Below are 14,347 nucleotides of genomic sequence, written 5' to 3'. Positions count from 1 at the left end.
AGTGGGAGTTACTCCTACTGAGTGTCGACAATTGATTGAGGATGGAAACCATGTCGATGAAGCTACGCTTGGGCCAAACCCCTGGTGTGTGTTGACTCAGAGCGGGATGATTGTTTATGTCGAATCCAGGACCGGGGACAACAAGATGCTGGTGTCTGCCTGGAAGGCAGGCCCCTAAGACCGGGTCCTATGTGGTGAGGCGGATCAGTCGTTTGTAGCAGCACAGGGCGGCCGCGAGGCTGAGGAATGCCAGGTAATTGCGAGGATTGTGTTCGTAGCGGTGGTTGAGCCTGCGGTAACCGGTCAGCCAGGACCGGTGAGCTCGGAGACCTATCTTCGGCGGCCTAATCGCTGGCTGGATTCGATGCCTTTGCGGGCGATGCGCACGCCGATCCGCTGGCCGCGTAACCACTGGCGCAGGTCGGGCTGGTCGTAAACTTTGTCGGCGTAGGCGCCGGGGCTTGACGTAGCGGTCGGGGTCGTGCCTCGTTAGCCAGCTTTTTGAGCGGCCGTAGTGGCGGCGGGCGGGGTCGGCGGTTAGGTTGTTGGCTTTGCGGTCTTTCGGAGGGCCGAGCCGATGCGGCGGAGTCGCGCTGTGGGATGGTTTCCGGGAGGGCATTCACTCGCGTTGTTACCCTCCGTGCGTGATTGGGGACGGATTGGCGGGGAGAGTGTTCGGGCGGGGCTTATGGGGTGACTTGGCGGCGGGTGTCTATGCCGGATTCGTTTGACGGGTCGCGGCCTGGGACGTGGACTTCGTGGCTTGTGGCGTGGGCGAGGTAGAGGCGTAGGCGGGCGTCGCCGGTTAGTTGTTCGGGTTGGAATGCTGTGGCGCCTGGGGCGACGTTGGCGAAGGCTTCGGCGCAGCGTTGTGGGAGTTCTTCGTCCGGGACGATGGAGGCGGTCGCGTCTATGTAGACGCAGCGGCCATCGCCGATTTCCGCGGTTGAGTCGTAGATGGCGAGGGCGACTTCCGGGCGGACCTCGATGTTGCGGGAATGCCGTGCCGTTGGTGATGAGACCCAATAGAAGGTTCTGTGGTCGGCGTGGGTGAAGTAGACCGGGGAAAGGCGCGGGCGGGTGTCGGGTTCGGTCGTGCCCAGTGTCATGTAGCGGTTCGCGTCGATGATGGCACGTGCCAATTCGTTGAGGTCGTCGGGCAGATTCATGATGCGTCCTCCCCCTTATGCGGATGGGCGCGATCATGTCATGTTGCTTGTGGGACGGGTGGTGCGATCAGGGAAAACGTTCGTGCCGGACGTGAACGGGAGACGGGTTCCTGCGCGTACAGCGAGAGTGACGGGCGACTTTCCAGAGGCGAAGGGAGCCGTCGTGGACGCGTTGCGAGCTGCCGGCCGAGGCGAAGCGGGCCTTGGAATCGACCGTGCCCGGCGTCGGGGAGGCGGGGCTGTGGGGGAGGCGCGGGACCGGGTGGTGGTCGGCGAGATCACGTTGCCGGGGGTGCGGCGGTCGGTCGGGTTCGCGCGGGGCTTCGTCCGGGATCTGGCGCTCGACTTCGCCGGGCTGGACGACATGATCATGGTGGTGAGCGAGATGGTCGCGAACGCGGTCAGGCACACGGCGTCGGGGCGGGATGGGGGGCGGGTCTCGGTCGTCCTCACCATCGGGGACGGGGTGTATCGGCTGGAGGTCGCCGACGACGGGGGCGCGGGCGGTGCGCCGCACGTCAAGGGGGAGGTGGGGGCGGAGACGGGGCGGGGGATGCGGATCGTGGAGGTGCTCTCGTCCCGCTGGGGGTTCCGGGTGGACGAGGGCCGGGGGGTCACGTGGGCGGAGTTCCCGGCCCCGGTCGCGGAGGACCGGGGCCGGGAGCCGCTCAGCGGCCCCGGTTGAGCTGCCGGGTGGGCAGTTGCCTCGCGTTGCGCCGGTTGTTCGCGAAATTCGCCGACCTGAAGTCGGTGTTGTTCCGCTTGCCCTTCTTCTTGGACTTGGCGAACGGGTTCGATTCGGGGTTGTTTGGAGCACGCATGGAAAGGACACCTCCGGGCACGTTTGAATTCGGCCATAAAGGGGCCGATAAAGGAGTTCTTGCGGCATGACGGCGCAGGTCGCGGTGTGGTGCGAGTGGTGGCGCCGGTGGATGGACGGGAGCGGGCCCGCTCATCAGGCGGGTGGCTCAACCGGAGGAATGATCACAGCTCCATGCCTAAGAGTTAGCCATAGCCGTTCCAATTGTGTCAACCCGTAATTCTGTGATCGAGCCCTCATTCGGCTGGTGGCGCGATGTGTGGGGTGGCCGTCGTTGACGCCAGGGCGGGTGCGGCCACAGCCTGGAGGCATGCGCGTCGCGTTCGTGATCTATGACGGGTTCCAGGTGCTCGACCTGGCCGGGCCCCATGAGGTGTTCCGGATCACCGGGCGGTATGAGTGCCTGGTCGTCGGGCCGGAGGCGGGGCCGGTGGCCTCGTCTGGAGGGCTGCCCGTCCATGCGGGGGCCGGTATTGGCGAGCTTGACCCTGGTGATGTCGACACGCTTTTGGTGGCCGGTGGGACAGGGGTCGACCGGGCACTGAAGGACGCGGCGCTTGTCGGCTGGGTCGCGGAAGCGGCGGCGGGTGCGCGGCGGGTCGCGTCCGTGTGCAGCGGGGTGTTGCTGCTCGCGGAGGCCGGGCTGCTGGACGGACGTCGCGTCACGACGCACTGGGAGCGCGAGGAGCAGTTGAGGAGGGAGTATCCGCGCCTCGACGTCGACTGTGATCCGATTTTCGTCCGGGACGGGCGCGTCTGGACGTCCGCCGGGGTCACGGCCGGGATGGACCTGGCGCTGGCGATGGTCGAGGACGACCACGGGCGGGATCTGGCGCACGAGGTGGCGCGGGAGCTGGTGCTGTTCCTGCGGCGGCCGGGGAGCCAGTCGCAGTTCAGCGTTCCGCTGTGGTCGGCGCAGCCCGCGTCGGACCCGATCCGGGCTGCGGTGTCGTCCGTCCAGGCCGATCCGGGCGCCCGGCACACCATCGCCGACCTGGCCGGACGGTCCGGGCTCAGCGCGCGGCATCTGCAGCGGAGGTTCACGGCGGAGCTGGGCGTCCCGCCGGCCGCGTACGTCGAGCGGGTTCGGGTCGAGGCGGCGCGGCGGGCGCTGGCGGAGGGGGACGAGCCCGTCGAGACGCTGGCGCGGAGGCTGGGTTTCGGGACGGGCGAGACGTTGCGCAGGGCGTTCCACCGGCATGTGGGCGTCGCGCCGTCCGACTACAGAGAACGGTTCAGAGGTACAGGCTTTTTGAAGGAGAGGGTGTAGTTGTGACCACGTATGGGCTGCTCATCTTCGAGGACGCGGAAGAACTGGACTTCGTGGGTCCGTGGGAGGTGTTCACTGCGTCGGCGATGGTGCGTGGGGAGGACGACAAGGCGGTGCTCATCGCTGAGGGGTCCGGTCCTGTGCGCTGCAATAAGGGGATGAGGGTCGTGCCGGATCATGTTCTGGACGACCATCCGAAGCTTGATGTTCTGCTGGTGCCGGGTGGGCGTGGGGCACGCGAAGCACAGCTGGAGAACCCGTCCGTCACGGGGTGGATCGCGAAGGTCGCCGGGCAAGTTGATTGGGTGACCAGTGTGTGTACGGGCTCGGTCTTGCTGCATGCGGCTGGTCCGGCGAGGGGGCGGAGGGTCGCGACCCATTGGTCGTGGGAGGACGCTCTAGAGGCGCGTGGCGACGTGACGGTTGTACGCGACGCGCGCTACGTCGTGGACGGCAATCTCGTCACGAGCCAGGGTGTCTCGGCGGGCATCGACATGGCTCTCTGGCTGATCGGACGCGTCCACGGCCGCGACCACGCGCGGACGGTGCGGCGCTACATCCAGTACGAGCCCGCCCCGCCCTACCTGGCCGACGAGCCGTTGTAGCGATGGCGGGCGGCCTGATCGGGCCTAACATTCCGCCACACAGGTGATGATCTTCGCTTATCGGCATAATCACCCGGATGGCGATATCGCTACCGGTGCGGTTCCGCAGCGACGGCGTGCGGGTCTCCGTGGAGACCGATCCGCTGCACGCCCCGCTGCGCGACTTCCTCATCAACGACCTGGGCGAGGACGTGTCCGCGATCGTCCGCGCCCGGGGGCGGGTGAGCGGGGAGCCCGGCGACCCGGGTGATCTGAACGAGCCGTGGCAGGAGCAGTACCGCTACCACCGCCTCGACTTCGACGGGACGATCGTCCAGGTGCGGGACGTCGCCGGATGGGCGTCGTGCGATCTCGACCCGGCCGTCCTGCGGAAATGCCTGGACGAGTACCTCCAGGAGGTCGGCGCCCTGCAGAGCCGCCGCAACCTCGAACGCGCGCTGAGCGAGGCGTCGTCCGGTGAACCGATGGCGACGTCGCTCGCTCTGGGCGCCGTGTCGCCCCGGACGCAGGGCTGGGGCCTGGTTCAGACGCCGCGCGCCGTGCTGGAGGACGTCGCGGGACTCACCCCGCACCCGGACGCGTGCCTTCCGCATGGCGTCTTGGAGACCGGCTCTGGGCCGTGCTGGGCCGACCTTGCCGTCCTGGATGGGACAGGGACTCGCCTGCGCGGCGGCACGAAAACGTTCATGCCGCGTGGCATCGACCTGGAACGGCTCATGGCCGAACTGGGGAAGACCCTGACGCAGGCTCGTTTTGTTAGGGCCGTGCCAGGAGCGTGGTCGGGGGTCGTCGCTGGTGTCCCTGTGCACGGCTATGTCGACCCGGAGGCGGTTCTGCGTCTCCCCTGTGAGCCGATAGAGGTCGGTGGGGTCATTCAGCACGTGCGGGTGTTCTTCCCAGCGCTGGCTGACTCTGGCGTTGACCTGGAGGCGGCGGCGTTGAGCGCTAGTGCGTTCGCGCCATCGGTGAACGGGCCGGGTTACGTCCTTATGGCGTTTCTGCTTCATGACGTCCAGAGCCATCGGCACCATCTGGACGTTGTTCGTAACGCGCGTCCTGGCTGGGAGCACTCGGGGAACGCGTGTCATCTGCGGGTGGACGTCCAGACCGTCCGGTTGGAGCATCTGTGGCTTCCCGGGCATGCGTGCGAGGTGCCGACAGGCGAATTCGCCAGCGTTCTCTATGAGTACGAGCGTCTGCTGGCTACTTGACGACACCGGATTCTGAGAACGCGGCGACGATCGTGTCTGTTAGGGCCGCGCCTGCCATGCCGTCCGGGTCCAGTTCGGGGTCGTAGATGCCTACGTGGAAGCCAAGCGCGCGCGGGCTCGCCGCCAGTGTCGTCAGGACGGAGGTGAGTTCCTCGAACGACAGACCGTCCGGGTTGGGTGAATCGACTGCCGGCATGACGCTCCGGTCGAGGATGTCGGCGTCCAGGTGAATCCAGAACCCTTCGATGGGCGCGGCCTCCAGGTGCTCTCGTGCTCCTTCGGCGGCGGCGTCCGCGCCGTGCTGGCGGACGTACTCGATCGGATAGCGGCGGATGCGCGAATTGTCGAACGCGGCGAGGTCGACGATCTCGTGATCCTCGGGTTCCCGCTGGACGCCGATGTGCGCGACATGCTCCTCGGCCACGTAGGGACGCAGCCCGCCGAGGTCGGCCAGCGCGTCCGGGCCGTGGCCCGTGACCAGGCCGAGCGCCTTCCCGCCCGCCGTCAGCCGTCCCGCCCAGGCGGCCGGATCCCGCCGCGGCGAGTAGTCGTCATGCCCGTCCAGGTACGCCAGGCCGAACACGCCACGGCGGCGCAGCGCGAGCATTGGGCCGAGCAGGATGCTGCAGTCGCCGCCGAGCACGACCGGGAACCGTCCCGTGTCGAGCAGTTCTCCTATGCGGGACGCGAGCCGCCCTGAATAGTCGGACATGCCCGGGCCGTTCAGGTAGCCGGTCTCCTCGTCCGGGCCGAACACGTAGGGCGGCGGGTCCACGCGGCCCGCGTCCTCGGCGTTCAGGCGGCCGACGATGCCGTGCCCGCGCAACGCGCGCGCGAGGCGGCGGACCCCGGGCTCGTGTTCCTCGCGGGGCGGGCGAAGCCCGAGGTTGGACGGGGCGTCGAGCACTGCGATCATTCTTGCAATCTAGAACATGGCGAAGGAGCCTCCGATGACCTTCACCGGACGGGTCGTGGAGCGCCTCCTCCGCCTTCCCGAGGCTCCGGCGCGGCCCTTCGGGGTCGTCCGCGATGTGCGGGCGCCCATGCCGGACGGCGTCGTGCTCATCGCCGACCTGTACCGTCCGCGCGGCGCGGGCCCGCTGCCTGTCGTGCTGATGCGGACCCCGTACGGCAAGCGGCAGCCCGTCATTCGACTGTTCGCCGGGGTGCTCGCACGGCGCGGCTTCCAGGTCGTGGTGCAGAACGTGCGCGGCGTGCATGGATCGGGTGGCGAGTTCCGCGCTTTTCACCATGAGAAGGACGACGGCCTAGCGACGCTCAAGTGGCTTCGTGACCAACCGTGGTGCGATGGCAGGGTCGCCATGGTCGGGGCCAGCTATCTGGGGTTCACCGAGTGGGCGGTCGCGCCCTACGCAGACCCGCCCTTGGCGGCGATGGGTGTGGGCATCACCGCCTCCGAATTCGTGAGTTCCTTCTACCCGGGTGGGGCGCTCGCCCTGCACAACACGCTCGTGTGGTCGTCGTCGATGGGCACGCAGGACGGAAACAGGCCGCCGTTCCACAAACAACGCGTCCGCCAGGCGATGCGGCACCTGCCCGTAGGGGAGGCGGACGAGGCGGCCATCGGACGTCCCGAACCGTTCCTCCGCGAGGTCACCGCCCACGCAGAACCTGGCGACGACTTCTGGAAGGCCACCGACCACAGCGCCGCCGTTCCCGCGACCACCACACCCACCACGATGGTGACGGGCTGGTGGGACCTCTTCCTCCGCCGCCAGCTCCGCGACTTCGCGGCCCTTCACGCGGCCGGACGCCAAGTCCGCATCACCATCGGCCCATGGGGACACGACAGGCAATCCCTCCGAGCCACACTCCACGACCAGCTCTCCTGGCTGGACGCTCACCTGAACGGCGATAAGGCTCAGCTACGCAGGGCCCCGGTAAGGCTCCACCTGCAACAGGCCGACCGTTGGTTGGACTTCGACCAGTGGCCGCCGCCCGAAACCCGTCCCACGCCGCTCTACCTTGCACAATCTCTCGTCTGGGACGTCCCGGCCGACGCCGAGCCCGCCACGTTCACCTACGACCCTCTCGACCCCACACCGACCGTTGGCGGCCCGCTCCTTTCACCTGGCAGAGGCGGGCAGCGTGACAATTCGCGTGTTGAACGCCGTGCCAACGTCGTCGCCGACGTGGTCGTCCTTACCTCCGCGCCCTTGAAGAGGCGGCTCGATCTGATCGGGCCGGTCTCGGCGACGATCCATGTCCGGATGAGCACGGGTCACGGCGACCTGTTCGTCCGGCTCTGCGATGTCGACCGCGACGGCGTCTCCCGCAACGTCACGGACGGCATTCTGCGCATAACGTCGCCGGGCGTCGTCCGAGCCGAGATCGAGATGCACCCGACCGCGTACCGCTTCCTGCCTGGTCACCGGCTCCGCGTCATGCTGGCCGGCGGCGCCTTCCCCCGCTTCGCGCGCAACCACGGCACCGGCGAGCCCGCCGCCCAGGCCGTCGCGTCCCGGCGCGTCCACGTCGAGGTCTTCCGCGATGCGGCCCGCCCGTCGGCCGTCCACCTGCCCGTCTGGGACGCCTAGCCGGGGAGCGCGTCGGGCTCAGCGCCAGCCCCGGCCCCGGCCCCGGCCCCGGCCCCGGCCCCGGCTTCGGCCCGCAGGGATTCGTACTCCTTGAGGACCTTCTTGCGCGCGCGTGCTGAGAGCCGGTCGATGTAGAGGCGGCCTTCGAGATGGTCGGTTTCGTGCTGGAGGCATCGGGCGAGCAGGCCCGTCCCTTCCACCGTGATAGCCGCGCCTCGGACGTCGTAGCCGTGGACGGTCGCATGGTCCGGACGCGCCAGGCGCGCATGCGGGCCAGGCACTGAAAGGCAGCCCTCGTCGCCATCGTCCAGACGCCGGTCCTCCAGCGCCGGCAGCTCCAGGACGGGATTCACGACGGCTCCCCTGTGCCGTTCGCCGTCATCGTCTGGGCAGTCGTAGACGAACACGCGCAGGTCCACACCGATCTGGTTCGCGGCCAGGCCGACCCCGTCCGCCTCGTACATGCTCGCCAGCATGTCGTCCACCAGGCCCTTCAACGCCGCGTCGAAGTCCTCGACCGGCCTGCACGGCCGGTGCAGGACCGGTGTCCCCACCAGCGTGATCGGCCGCACCTGTCCCGCCATCGCCTGCGCTCCTCCTGTCGGGGCGTTCTTCGCACGCCGCGCGAAACAGGCTACCCAGGGTGACCGCCGCATGCCGGGCATCGCCGGTCGCGCTGCGCCACCGGCCGGACGCAGAGCGTGTTCCGTTCGTCGCACGCAGTCGCCCGCTCATCGATGGACGGGGCCGAAGCGGCGATGCCGCCGCCCGCGGCTCGCTACGTTCGACGCATCCGCTGAACGGCCGGTGCGAGCCGCTTCGGGGGGAGCGGCCGGTCCTGTGTACGCGCCCGGGCCGACGCAGCGGAACGGGGGGAGAGGGGTCACTTCGGGGGAGTGGCCCCTCCGTCCGTTTGCCCGATCGGGCTTCGCTTCTCTTCCCGCTCGCCATCGCCGGAAACCGGGCACCTGCCCCACCGCCCGACATTCACCGAGCGTCTCCTCACCACGGCAGATCCGGAACCAGACGACCCACCCGTTCCCGAGCGCGGGTGATTCCGCGACGGGCCCGGACGGTCTCCGGGGTGTTCAGCGGCGCGTGGACGGGGATCTCCGCCGCCCGCCGGAACCGGAATTCTTCGTCAAGGAATTCCCGCGTCCGGTGAAACGGGATTGGCCGACGGGCAATGGAAAGAAGATCAGCTCATGCCGCCGGACGTTTCCGGCGTAACGGCAGGCCCGTCGGAAATGGACGCGGCGAACGGGTCAGGTCGCGAAAATTTGACCCGGCGGACGTCGACTTCCGGACGCGGCTCCGGAATGGTCTTCCCCATGCATTCACGAATTCGAGCCGCCAGGGCGTCCGGCCCCACCCGCTGGCTGCTGGCATTTCTCGGCGCGCGCGAGCAGGCGCTGCGCACCCACACCGGACTGGCGGCGGGCCCCGCGGAATGGCTGCTGGTCTTCCTGGAGGTCACCCGCACCGAGCTCGCGGCGCGGCAGCGTCCCGCGGCGCTGCCGGCGCGGCGCGGCGCAGGCAGGTCCGAGGAGTCCCCGTTCGGCCGGCTGGCCGCCCGCAGCGCGTAGAGGAAGGCCATGACCGTCGAGATGTTCCTCGCCGCCCTGATCGGCGGCGCGATCGGCCTCGCCGAACTGGTCGCGCGGTACCGCGACAAGCCGATCACCGCGGCCCTGTCCCCGGGCGGGCTGCTGTTCGTCTTCGTCAACGCGAGCGCGTCGATCGTCGCGCTGATCGCGGTGACCGCGTCCGGCTGGACGTTCGGGCTCCCCGCGACGATGCCCCCGGCGAGCCTGGTGGTCGTCCAGGTGATCGCCGCCGGGATCGGCTCCGCGGCCGTGCTGCGCATGTCGTTCGCCCCCGCCCAGAGCAGAGCCGTCGGCACCGGACCCATCGCGCTCCTCAACGGCGTCCTCCGGATCGCGGACGGCGAGCTGGAACGCAAGCGGGCGCTCAGCAGGCTGTCGCACAACGACCTGGCGGGGCTGTCGTTCGAGCGCGACCACGCGGCCCTCGCCGAGCTGTGCTGCCACCTGATGCGCGAGTTCGACCTGGCCGAGGCGCAGCGGCTCGGCGGGCTCGCCGCCGAGCTCAGCAGCCGCGACGACCTCACCGACGCCGACAAGCTGGACTGCTGGGGCCTGGAGCTGACCCGCCTGGTCGGCGAGCGCGCCATCCGGCAGGCGGCGCGGCGGCTGCGGGACCGGCCGCGCGAGGAGCCGCGCCCGGCCGCGCCCGAGGAGCGGCCGGCCGCCCCGGCGCCCGACGCCGAGTACGCCGTTGACCCCGCCCCGGCGCGGCCGCCCATCGCGAAGACCTCCCGCCTCGCCGCGAGTTCGAACGGCAGGACGGAACGCAAATCCTTCAGCGATGTCTGAGACGCCATGAAATACCGGTGTGCTCCCCGCGGGTGCACCGGTATTTCACTATTCAGGCCGGGCGGGCGCCGACCGCTTTTCCACCGGACCCGGACGGGGCGAGCGGGGATGTGGCACGCTTTCGGCGCCGTCCCGTTCTTCCAGGACGGACGCGATGCGGTGCAGCGCCTCCGCCAACGAGACCAGTGCCTGCACCTGCGCGGCCGCCATCAGATTCCCCGGCGAGGGATCGGCGGCCTGCGCTTCCGCGGCGGCGTCAAAGGCCTGCTGGCTCCACCAATGCACGCGGCGATCCTATTCGAGGCGGCTAATGCGTCACCCGCCGCCGCGCCGCTGAAAAGGAAAGGGTGTGACACGTGAACTCGGAACCGCGCGCGGCGCCGCCGCCCGGACGCCCGGATCCCGCGCTCCCGCGCTGGGCCGCGAAACCGGTGCGCCGCCTGACCGCGGGGGAACTCGCCGAGGCCCTCGCCTACCTGGAACGGCACCATCCGGACGACGACGTCCTGGGCCGCGCCCTGGCCGGCGAGTTCGCCCGCCGCACCGCCGCCTCCGAATTCGCACACCGGACCACCTCCACCCGCCCCGGCCCGCCTCACCGCCCGTGACCCGGCACCCGGGTCAGGTCGGGCCGGGGACCCGGTCTTCAGCCACTGGGCGGGGGGCGGGGGCGGGTTGTGCGGGGGCGCGGCGGAGGAGCAGGGGGACGCAGAGGAAGATGAACGTGCCCATGACGGCGAAGTACGGCGTGGTTCCGGCGTCGAGCAGGAAGCCGCCCGTGAAGGGGCCGAGGAAGAAGCCGAGCTGGCGCACCTCGGACAGGCCGAAGTAGGCGCCCTTGTTCCCGTCGTCCGCCATCTCGTGGACGGCCATGTCCGGCATCGGCAGCAGGATGCCCTCGCCGATCGTCCAGAACACGATCCCGGCGTACAGCCAGGCCAGGCCGGACGGGCTCGCCCAGAAGCAGGCGAACGCGACCGTGAAGTTCGCCGCGCCGACGACGACCATGACGTTGCGGCCGAGCCGTCCGGACACCCGGTCGATCGGGAGCTGGAGGGCCAGCGCGAGGACGGCGTTGGTGATGAACAGCGCGGCGAAGTACTCCTCGGTGCGGTCGCCGTGCCTGCCTTTCATATAGAGCGGGATCATGGACTCCAGCTGGGAGAAGACGAAGAAGACCACGATCCCGGCCGCGACGACGGCGAGGAGGCGGCGGTCCCGCAGCGTCGTCGCGATCGGATGCCGGGACGATGCGCGACCGCGCGCGGCGGGCGGCTGGAGCGCCACCAGGTCCGAGTTCCGCAGCACGACGAGGACGAGGTAGGCCGCGTAGAAGCAGGCGGGGACGGCGAAGAACGCCACCGCGCCGACCTGGTAGAGCGCGCCGCCGATCGCCGGGCCGCCGATCGCGCCCGCGCACAGCGTCATGTAGCGGACGCGGAACACGCGGCCCTCCCCGTCCGCCACCTGGGACAGCAGCTTCTTCGCGCCCGGCTCCACCAGCAGCCGCGCCACGCCCAGCAGCAGGAACAGGACGATGATCGCCGCGGCGCCGCGGGCCGCGGCCAGCAGGGCGTAGACGGCGACGTAGAGCACCAGGCCGACCCGCATGAGCGGGACGGCGCCGAGCCGGTCCACGATCATCCCGCCGAGCAGGCCGCCGAAGGCGGCGGTGAGCGCCACCGCCCCGACCACCGCGCCGACCGCGGGCTTGCCGAGGCCGGTGTGCTCGCTCAGGTACAGCGGCGCGAACGGCATGGCCGCGAAGAAGGCGAGCGAGTTCAGCAGCGCGCCGCCTTCGAGGAGCCGCTGCGCCGGGCTGAGCCGCCACAGCGGCGCCCGCACCTCATCCGCCACCCTGGGCACCGTACGCGGCGCCACCGACATTCCGGGTTCGAGACCCGCCGGCGGCGGTGGTCGCCGCGGCGGCATCCTCGGGGCGGCATTTTCGGGGGATCGGCGGGGAGGGGTGGGGAATGGAGGTACGACTGCGCAGGGTGTACGAGCCGGTTTCGTCCGGTGACGGAAAGCGGATCCTCGTCGATCGCGTGTGGCCGCGGGGGCTGTCGAAGGAGAAGGCCCGCCTGGACGAATGGGCCAAGGACGTCGCCCCGTCCACCGGGCTTCGCAAGTGGTACGGCCACAGTGTTGATAAGTTCGACGAGTTCACCCGCCGATACGAGGCCGAACTTGACGAACCCGGCCGCGCGGCGGCCCTGGGCCGCCTTCGGGAGCTCGCCGGGCAGGGGCCCGTCACCCTCCTCACCGCGACCAGGGACGTCGACCACAGCCAGGCCGCAGTCCTAGCGGAACTGCTGCGACACGGTGGGTAAACACCTCCGGGCTGGCCAGAATACGCCACGGCATAAAGATGCCATCGGACGCCGCGTCCCGCCCCACGTCACACGGGTTCCAGAACGTTTTCTATGCGGTCTGTATGGCCAATTGAATTCTATTGATCGACTTGATGGAACGTTCCGTTCACAATGAATTACGTTGGACGCTCCATTTTTGCTGATCAACACCGGTGTATCGAGGTCAAGGCCGGGTTTTCGCGTGTTGAAAGTTCGTGATTGACCGTTCTAAAGGCCCAGCTTTACGCTCCGTTTGCGCAGGCTCCAGCAAGGAGGAATCGCATGCGTAAAGGGATCGTTTTCTCGGCGGTCGCTGCAATCGCCATGGCCGCCGCGACAGCGGGGCCGGCGGCGGCCGCATCGCCCGGGTCGTACCTGGTCCCGGGTCCCGACGGTGTCACGATCGAGATCGCCACCGTCAACGGGTCCGGCTGCCCGGCGGGAACGGCCGCCGTCGCAGTCTCGGACGACAAGGAGGCCTTCACGGTCACCTACAGCGACTACATGGTCCAGGCAGGCGGTGGCGCGGCTTCGACCGACTTCCGCAAGAACTGCCAGATCAGCATGAAGGTGCACGTCCCGCAGGGATTCACCTACGCGATCTCGAACACCGACTACAGGGGCTTCGCGTCCCTGCCGGCCGGTGCGACCGGTGTGCAGAAGGCCAGCTACTACTTCCAGGGCCAGCAGCAGACCGCGGCGAAGACGCACACACTTCGGGGGGAGTACGCCGACAACTTCCAGTTCACCGACACCAACGACGTGGGTCAGATGGTCTGGAAGCCGTGCGGCGAAGAGCGGAACTTCAACATCAACACCGAGCTCCGCGTGACCAAGGGCTCGGACCCGGCGGAGATGTCCTTCATGGCGATGGACTCCGCCGACGGCAGCATCAAGACCATCTACCGCTTCGAGTGGATGAAGTGCCCCCCCGCGTGGTGAAGGAGTAAGAACAATGCGTAAAAGCCTGACTGCGGCAGCGGCGGCCATCCCCGCCCTGGCGCTGGCGCTGGCCGCGGCCCCCACCGCGTCCGCCGACGTCAACGACCCCCCGCCCGACGAGCAGATCACCATCAACGTGCTGACCGTGAACGGATCCGGCTGCCCCGCCGGCACCACCGCGGTCGCCCCGGCGAGCGACAACACGGGCTTCACCGTCACCTACAGCGACTACCTCGCGCAGGCCGGCGGCGACTCCAACCCGACCGACTTCCGGAAGAACTGCCAGCTGGCCCTCCGCGTCCACGTGCCGCAGGGGTTCACCTACGCGATCGCCGGAGCCGACTACCGCGGCTTCGCGCACCTCGAGGAGGGCGCGACCGGCCTGCAGCGCGCGAGCTACTACCACCAGGGCCAGTCGCTGACGAACCAGTCATCGCACACGGTCAAGGGCTCGTACTCCGACAACTGGCAGTTCTCCGACCGGACCGAGGTCGCCGAGCTCGTCTGGAAGCCCTGCGGCGAGGACCGCAACTTCAACATCAACACCGAACTCCGGGTGATGAAGGGCGCGTCGAAGGGCACCAGCTTCATGGCCTTCGACTCCACCGACGGTAGCGTCAAGACGACCTACCACCTCGCGTGGAAGAAGTGCGACGCCTGAGCTTGACGTCTGACATCTGATCTCGGACGTCGTGTCTCGCCGGGTCGCGTCCTCACCCAGGGAGGACGCGACCCGGTCCCTCACACCCCCGTATTCAACCCCTCATATCCGCCCCAGCCTGCCGCCCCCGCCCCGTCTCGACCGTTCCCCGTCCCCCCGGACGGCCCCCACGGTCGAGGCGGGGCGGACGGGCGGCGCGGACGTGCCCACGGACCGGCGGCGGACGGGCCGGGACTAGGCCGTGTCTGACAAAACACCGCCGCACAGCGGCGGTGTTTTGTTTGATGGTGTGTGTGGTCCGTCGTGGTGAGTTGACCGAAGCCGCCTGGGCGGCGATTGAACCGTTGTTGCCGGTGACCGA

At 69.1% G+C, this 14,347-nt stretch carries 17 protein-coding genes; 11 read left to right on the top strand and 6 right to left on the bottom strand.

Annotated elements, in window-relative coordinates; translation table 11 throughout:
• Window positions 1–686: 686 nt before the first annotated feature.
• Window positions 687–1,169 (bottom strand): pyridoxamine 5'-phosphate oxidase family protein, encoded by a 483-nt coding sequence (locus ACH35V_RS14885; protein WP_395972767.1) that lies wholly within the window; start codon window positions 1,167–1,169, stop codon window positions 687–689.
• Window positions 1,170–1,410: 241 nt separating this feature from the next.
• On the opposite strand from ACH35V_RS14885, the gene ACH35V_RS14880 reads away from it, so the two are divergent.
• Window positions 1,411–1,854 carry an ATP-binding protein gene (locus tag ACH35V_RS14880; protein WP_395972766.1) on the top strand — a complete coding sequence of 148 codons (444 nt, stop codon included), beginning with the start codon at window positions 1,411–1,413 and terminating at the stop codon, window positions 1,852–1,854.
• Here ACH35V_RS14880 and ACH35V_RS14875 read toward each other — a convergent pair.
• Complete coding sequence (locus ACH35V_RS14875; RefSeq protein ID WP_395972765.1) at window positions 1,838–1,990, bottom strand: hypothetical protein; 153 nt, start codon at window positions 1,988–1,990, stop codon at window positions 1,838–1,840. The genes ACH35V_RS14880 and ACH35V_RS14875 overlap by 17 nt on opposite strands.
• Window positions 1,991–2,299: 309 nt before the next feature.
• On the opposite strand from ACH35V_RS14875, the gene ACH35V_RS14870 reads away from it, so the two are divergent.
• The 3 genes from ACH35V_RS14870 (at window position 2,300) to ACH35V_RS14860 (ending at window position 5,075) form a co-directional block, all read left to right on the top strand.
• Window positions 2,300–3,259: a GlxA family transcriptional regulator gene (locus tag ACH35V_RS14870; protein WP_395972764.1), complete on the top strand. Its 960-nt coding sequence runs from the start codon at window positions 2,300–2,302 to the stop codon at window positions 3,257–3,259.
• 2 nt (window positions 3,260–3,261) lie between these two features.
• Window positions 3,262–3,864, top strand: a complete 603-nt coding sequence (locus tag ACH35V_RS14865) for a DJ-1/PfpI family protein (RefSeq protein ID WP_395972762.1) — start codon at window positions 3,262–3,264, stop codon at window positions 3,862–3,864.
• A gap of 77 nt (window positions 3,865–3,941) precedes the next feature.
• On the top strand, window positions 3,942–5,075 hold the full coding sequence (locus ACH35V_RS14860) for a hypothetical protein (protein ID WP_395972760.1): 1,134 nt from the start codon (window positions 3,942–3,944) through the stop codon (window positions 5,073–5,075).
• Here ACH35V_RS14860 and ACH35V_RS14855 read toward each other — a convergent pair.
• Window positions 5,068–5,991 carry an arginase family protein gene (locus ACH35V_RS14855; RefSeq protein ID WP_395972759.1) on the bottom strand — a complete coding sequence of 308 codons (924 nt, stop codon included), beginning with the start codon at window positions 5,989–5,991 and terminating at the stop codon, window positions 5,068–5,070. The two genes, ACH35V_RS14860 and ACH35V_RS14855, sit on opposite strands and share 8 nt — an antisense overlap.
• 34 nt (window positions 5,992–6,025) lie before the next feature.
• On the opposite strand from ACH35V_RS14855, the gene ACH35V_RS14850 reads away from it, so the two are divergent.
• Window positions 6,026–7,633 (top strand): CocE/NonD family hydrolase, encoded by a 1,608-nt coding sequence (locus tag ACH35V_RS14850; protein ID WP_395972758.1) that lies wholly within the window; start codon window positions 6,026–6,028, stop codon window positions 7,631–7,633.
• On the opposite strand, the gene def is transcribed toward ACH35V_RS14850, so the two are convergent.
• On the bottom strand, window positions 7,630–8,217 hold the full coding sequence (def, locus tag ACH35V_RS14845; protein ID WP_395972757.1) for a peptide deformylase: 588 nt from the start codon (window positions 8,215–8,217) through the stop codon (window positions 7,630–7,632). The two genes, ACH35V_RS14850 and def, sit on opposite strands and share 4 nt — an antisense overlap.
• A gap of 747 nt (window positions 8,218–8,964) precedes the next feature.
• On the opposite strand from def, the gene ACH35V_RS14840 reads away from it, so the two are divergent.
• A complete protein-coding gene (locus ACH35V_RS14840) occupies window positions 8,965–9,219 on the top strand; it encodes a hypothetical protein (RefSeq protein ID WP_395972756.1) in 255 nt (84 codons plus the stop codon).
• A gap of 9 nt (window positions 9,220–9,228) precedes the next feature.
• Window positions 9,229–10,029: a hypothetical protein gene (locus tag ACH35V_RS14835; RefSeq protein WP_395972755.1), complete on the top strand. Its 801-nt coding sequence runs from the start codon at window positions 9,229–9,231 to the stop codon at window positions 10,027–10,029.
• Between the two features lie 48 nt (window positions 10,030–10,077).
• Here the strand turns inward: ACH35V_RS14835 and ACH35V_RS14830 are convergent, their stop codons facing one another.
• The gene (locus ACH35V_RS14830; RefSeq protein ID WP_395972754.1) at window positions 10,078–10,314 is read right to left on the bottom strand and encodes a hypothetical protein; all 237 of its coding nucleotides are present in this window, start codon (window positions 10,312–10,314) and stop codon (window positions 10,078–10,080) included.
• Window positions 10,315–10,385: 71 nt separating this feature from the next.
• On the opposite strand from ACH35V_RS14830, the gene ACH35V_RS14825 reads away from it, so the two are divergent.
• Window positions 10,386–10,637 carry a hypothetical protein gene (locus ACH35V_RS14825; RefSeq protein WP_395972753.1) on the top strand — a complete coding sequence of 84 codons (252 nt, stop codon included), beginning with the start codon at window positions 10,386–10,388 and terminating at the stop codon, window positions 10,635–10,637.
• Between the two features lie 13 nt (window positions 10,638–10,650).
• Here the strand turns inward: ACH35V_RS14825 and ACH35V_RS14820 are convergent, their stop codons facing one another.
• Window positions 10,651–11,886 (bottom strand): MFS transporter, encoded by a 1,236-nt coding sequence (locus ACH35V_RS14820; RefSeq protein ID WP_395972751.1) that lies wholly within the window; start codon window positions 11,884–11,886, stop codon window positions 10,651–10,653.
• Between the two features lie 119 nt (window positions 11,887–12,005).
• Here ACH35V_RS14820 and ACH35V_RS14815 point away from each other — a divergent pair, with 119 nt between their 5' ends.
• The 3 genes from ACH35V_RS14815 to ACH35V_RS14805 all read left to right on the top strand — a co-directional run bounded on the left by ACH35V_RS14815 (window position 12,006) and on the right by ACH35V_RS14805 (window position 13,986).
• Window positions 12,006–12,362 carry a DUF488 domain-containing protein gene (locus tag ACH35V_RS14815; protein ID WP_395972750.1) on the top strand — a complete coding sequence of 119 codons (357 nt, stop codon included), beginning with the start codon at window positions 12,006–12,008 and terminating at the stop codon, window positions 12,360–12,362.
• 303 nt (window positions 12,363–12,665) lie between these two features.
• A complete protein-coding gene (locus ACH35V_RS14810; protein WP_395972749.1) occupies window positions 12,666–13,325 on the top strand; it encodes a DUF4360 domain-containing protein in 660 nt (219 codons plus the stop codon).
• A 13-nt stretch (window positions 13,326–13,338) separates the two neighbouring features.
• The gene (locus ACH35V_RS14805; protein ID WP_395972747.1) at window positions 13,339–13,986 is read left to right on the top strand and encodes a DUF4360 domain-containing protein; all 648 of its coding nucleotides are present in this window, start codon (window positions 13,339–13,341) and stop codon (window positions 13,984–13,986) included.
• Window positions 13,987–14,347 lie beyond the last annotated feature (361 nt).

Origin of the sequence: Actinomadura sp. 1N219 (assembly GCF_044326405.1) — a bacterium.
Classification (GTDB): Bacteria; Actinomycetota; Actinomycetes; order Streptosporangiales; family Streptosporangiaceae; genus Spirillospora.
Note: the sequence above shows the minus strand (reverse complement) of the source record. Positions and strands in the feature narration are given on the sequence as shown.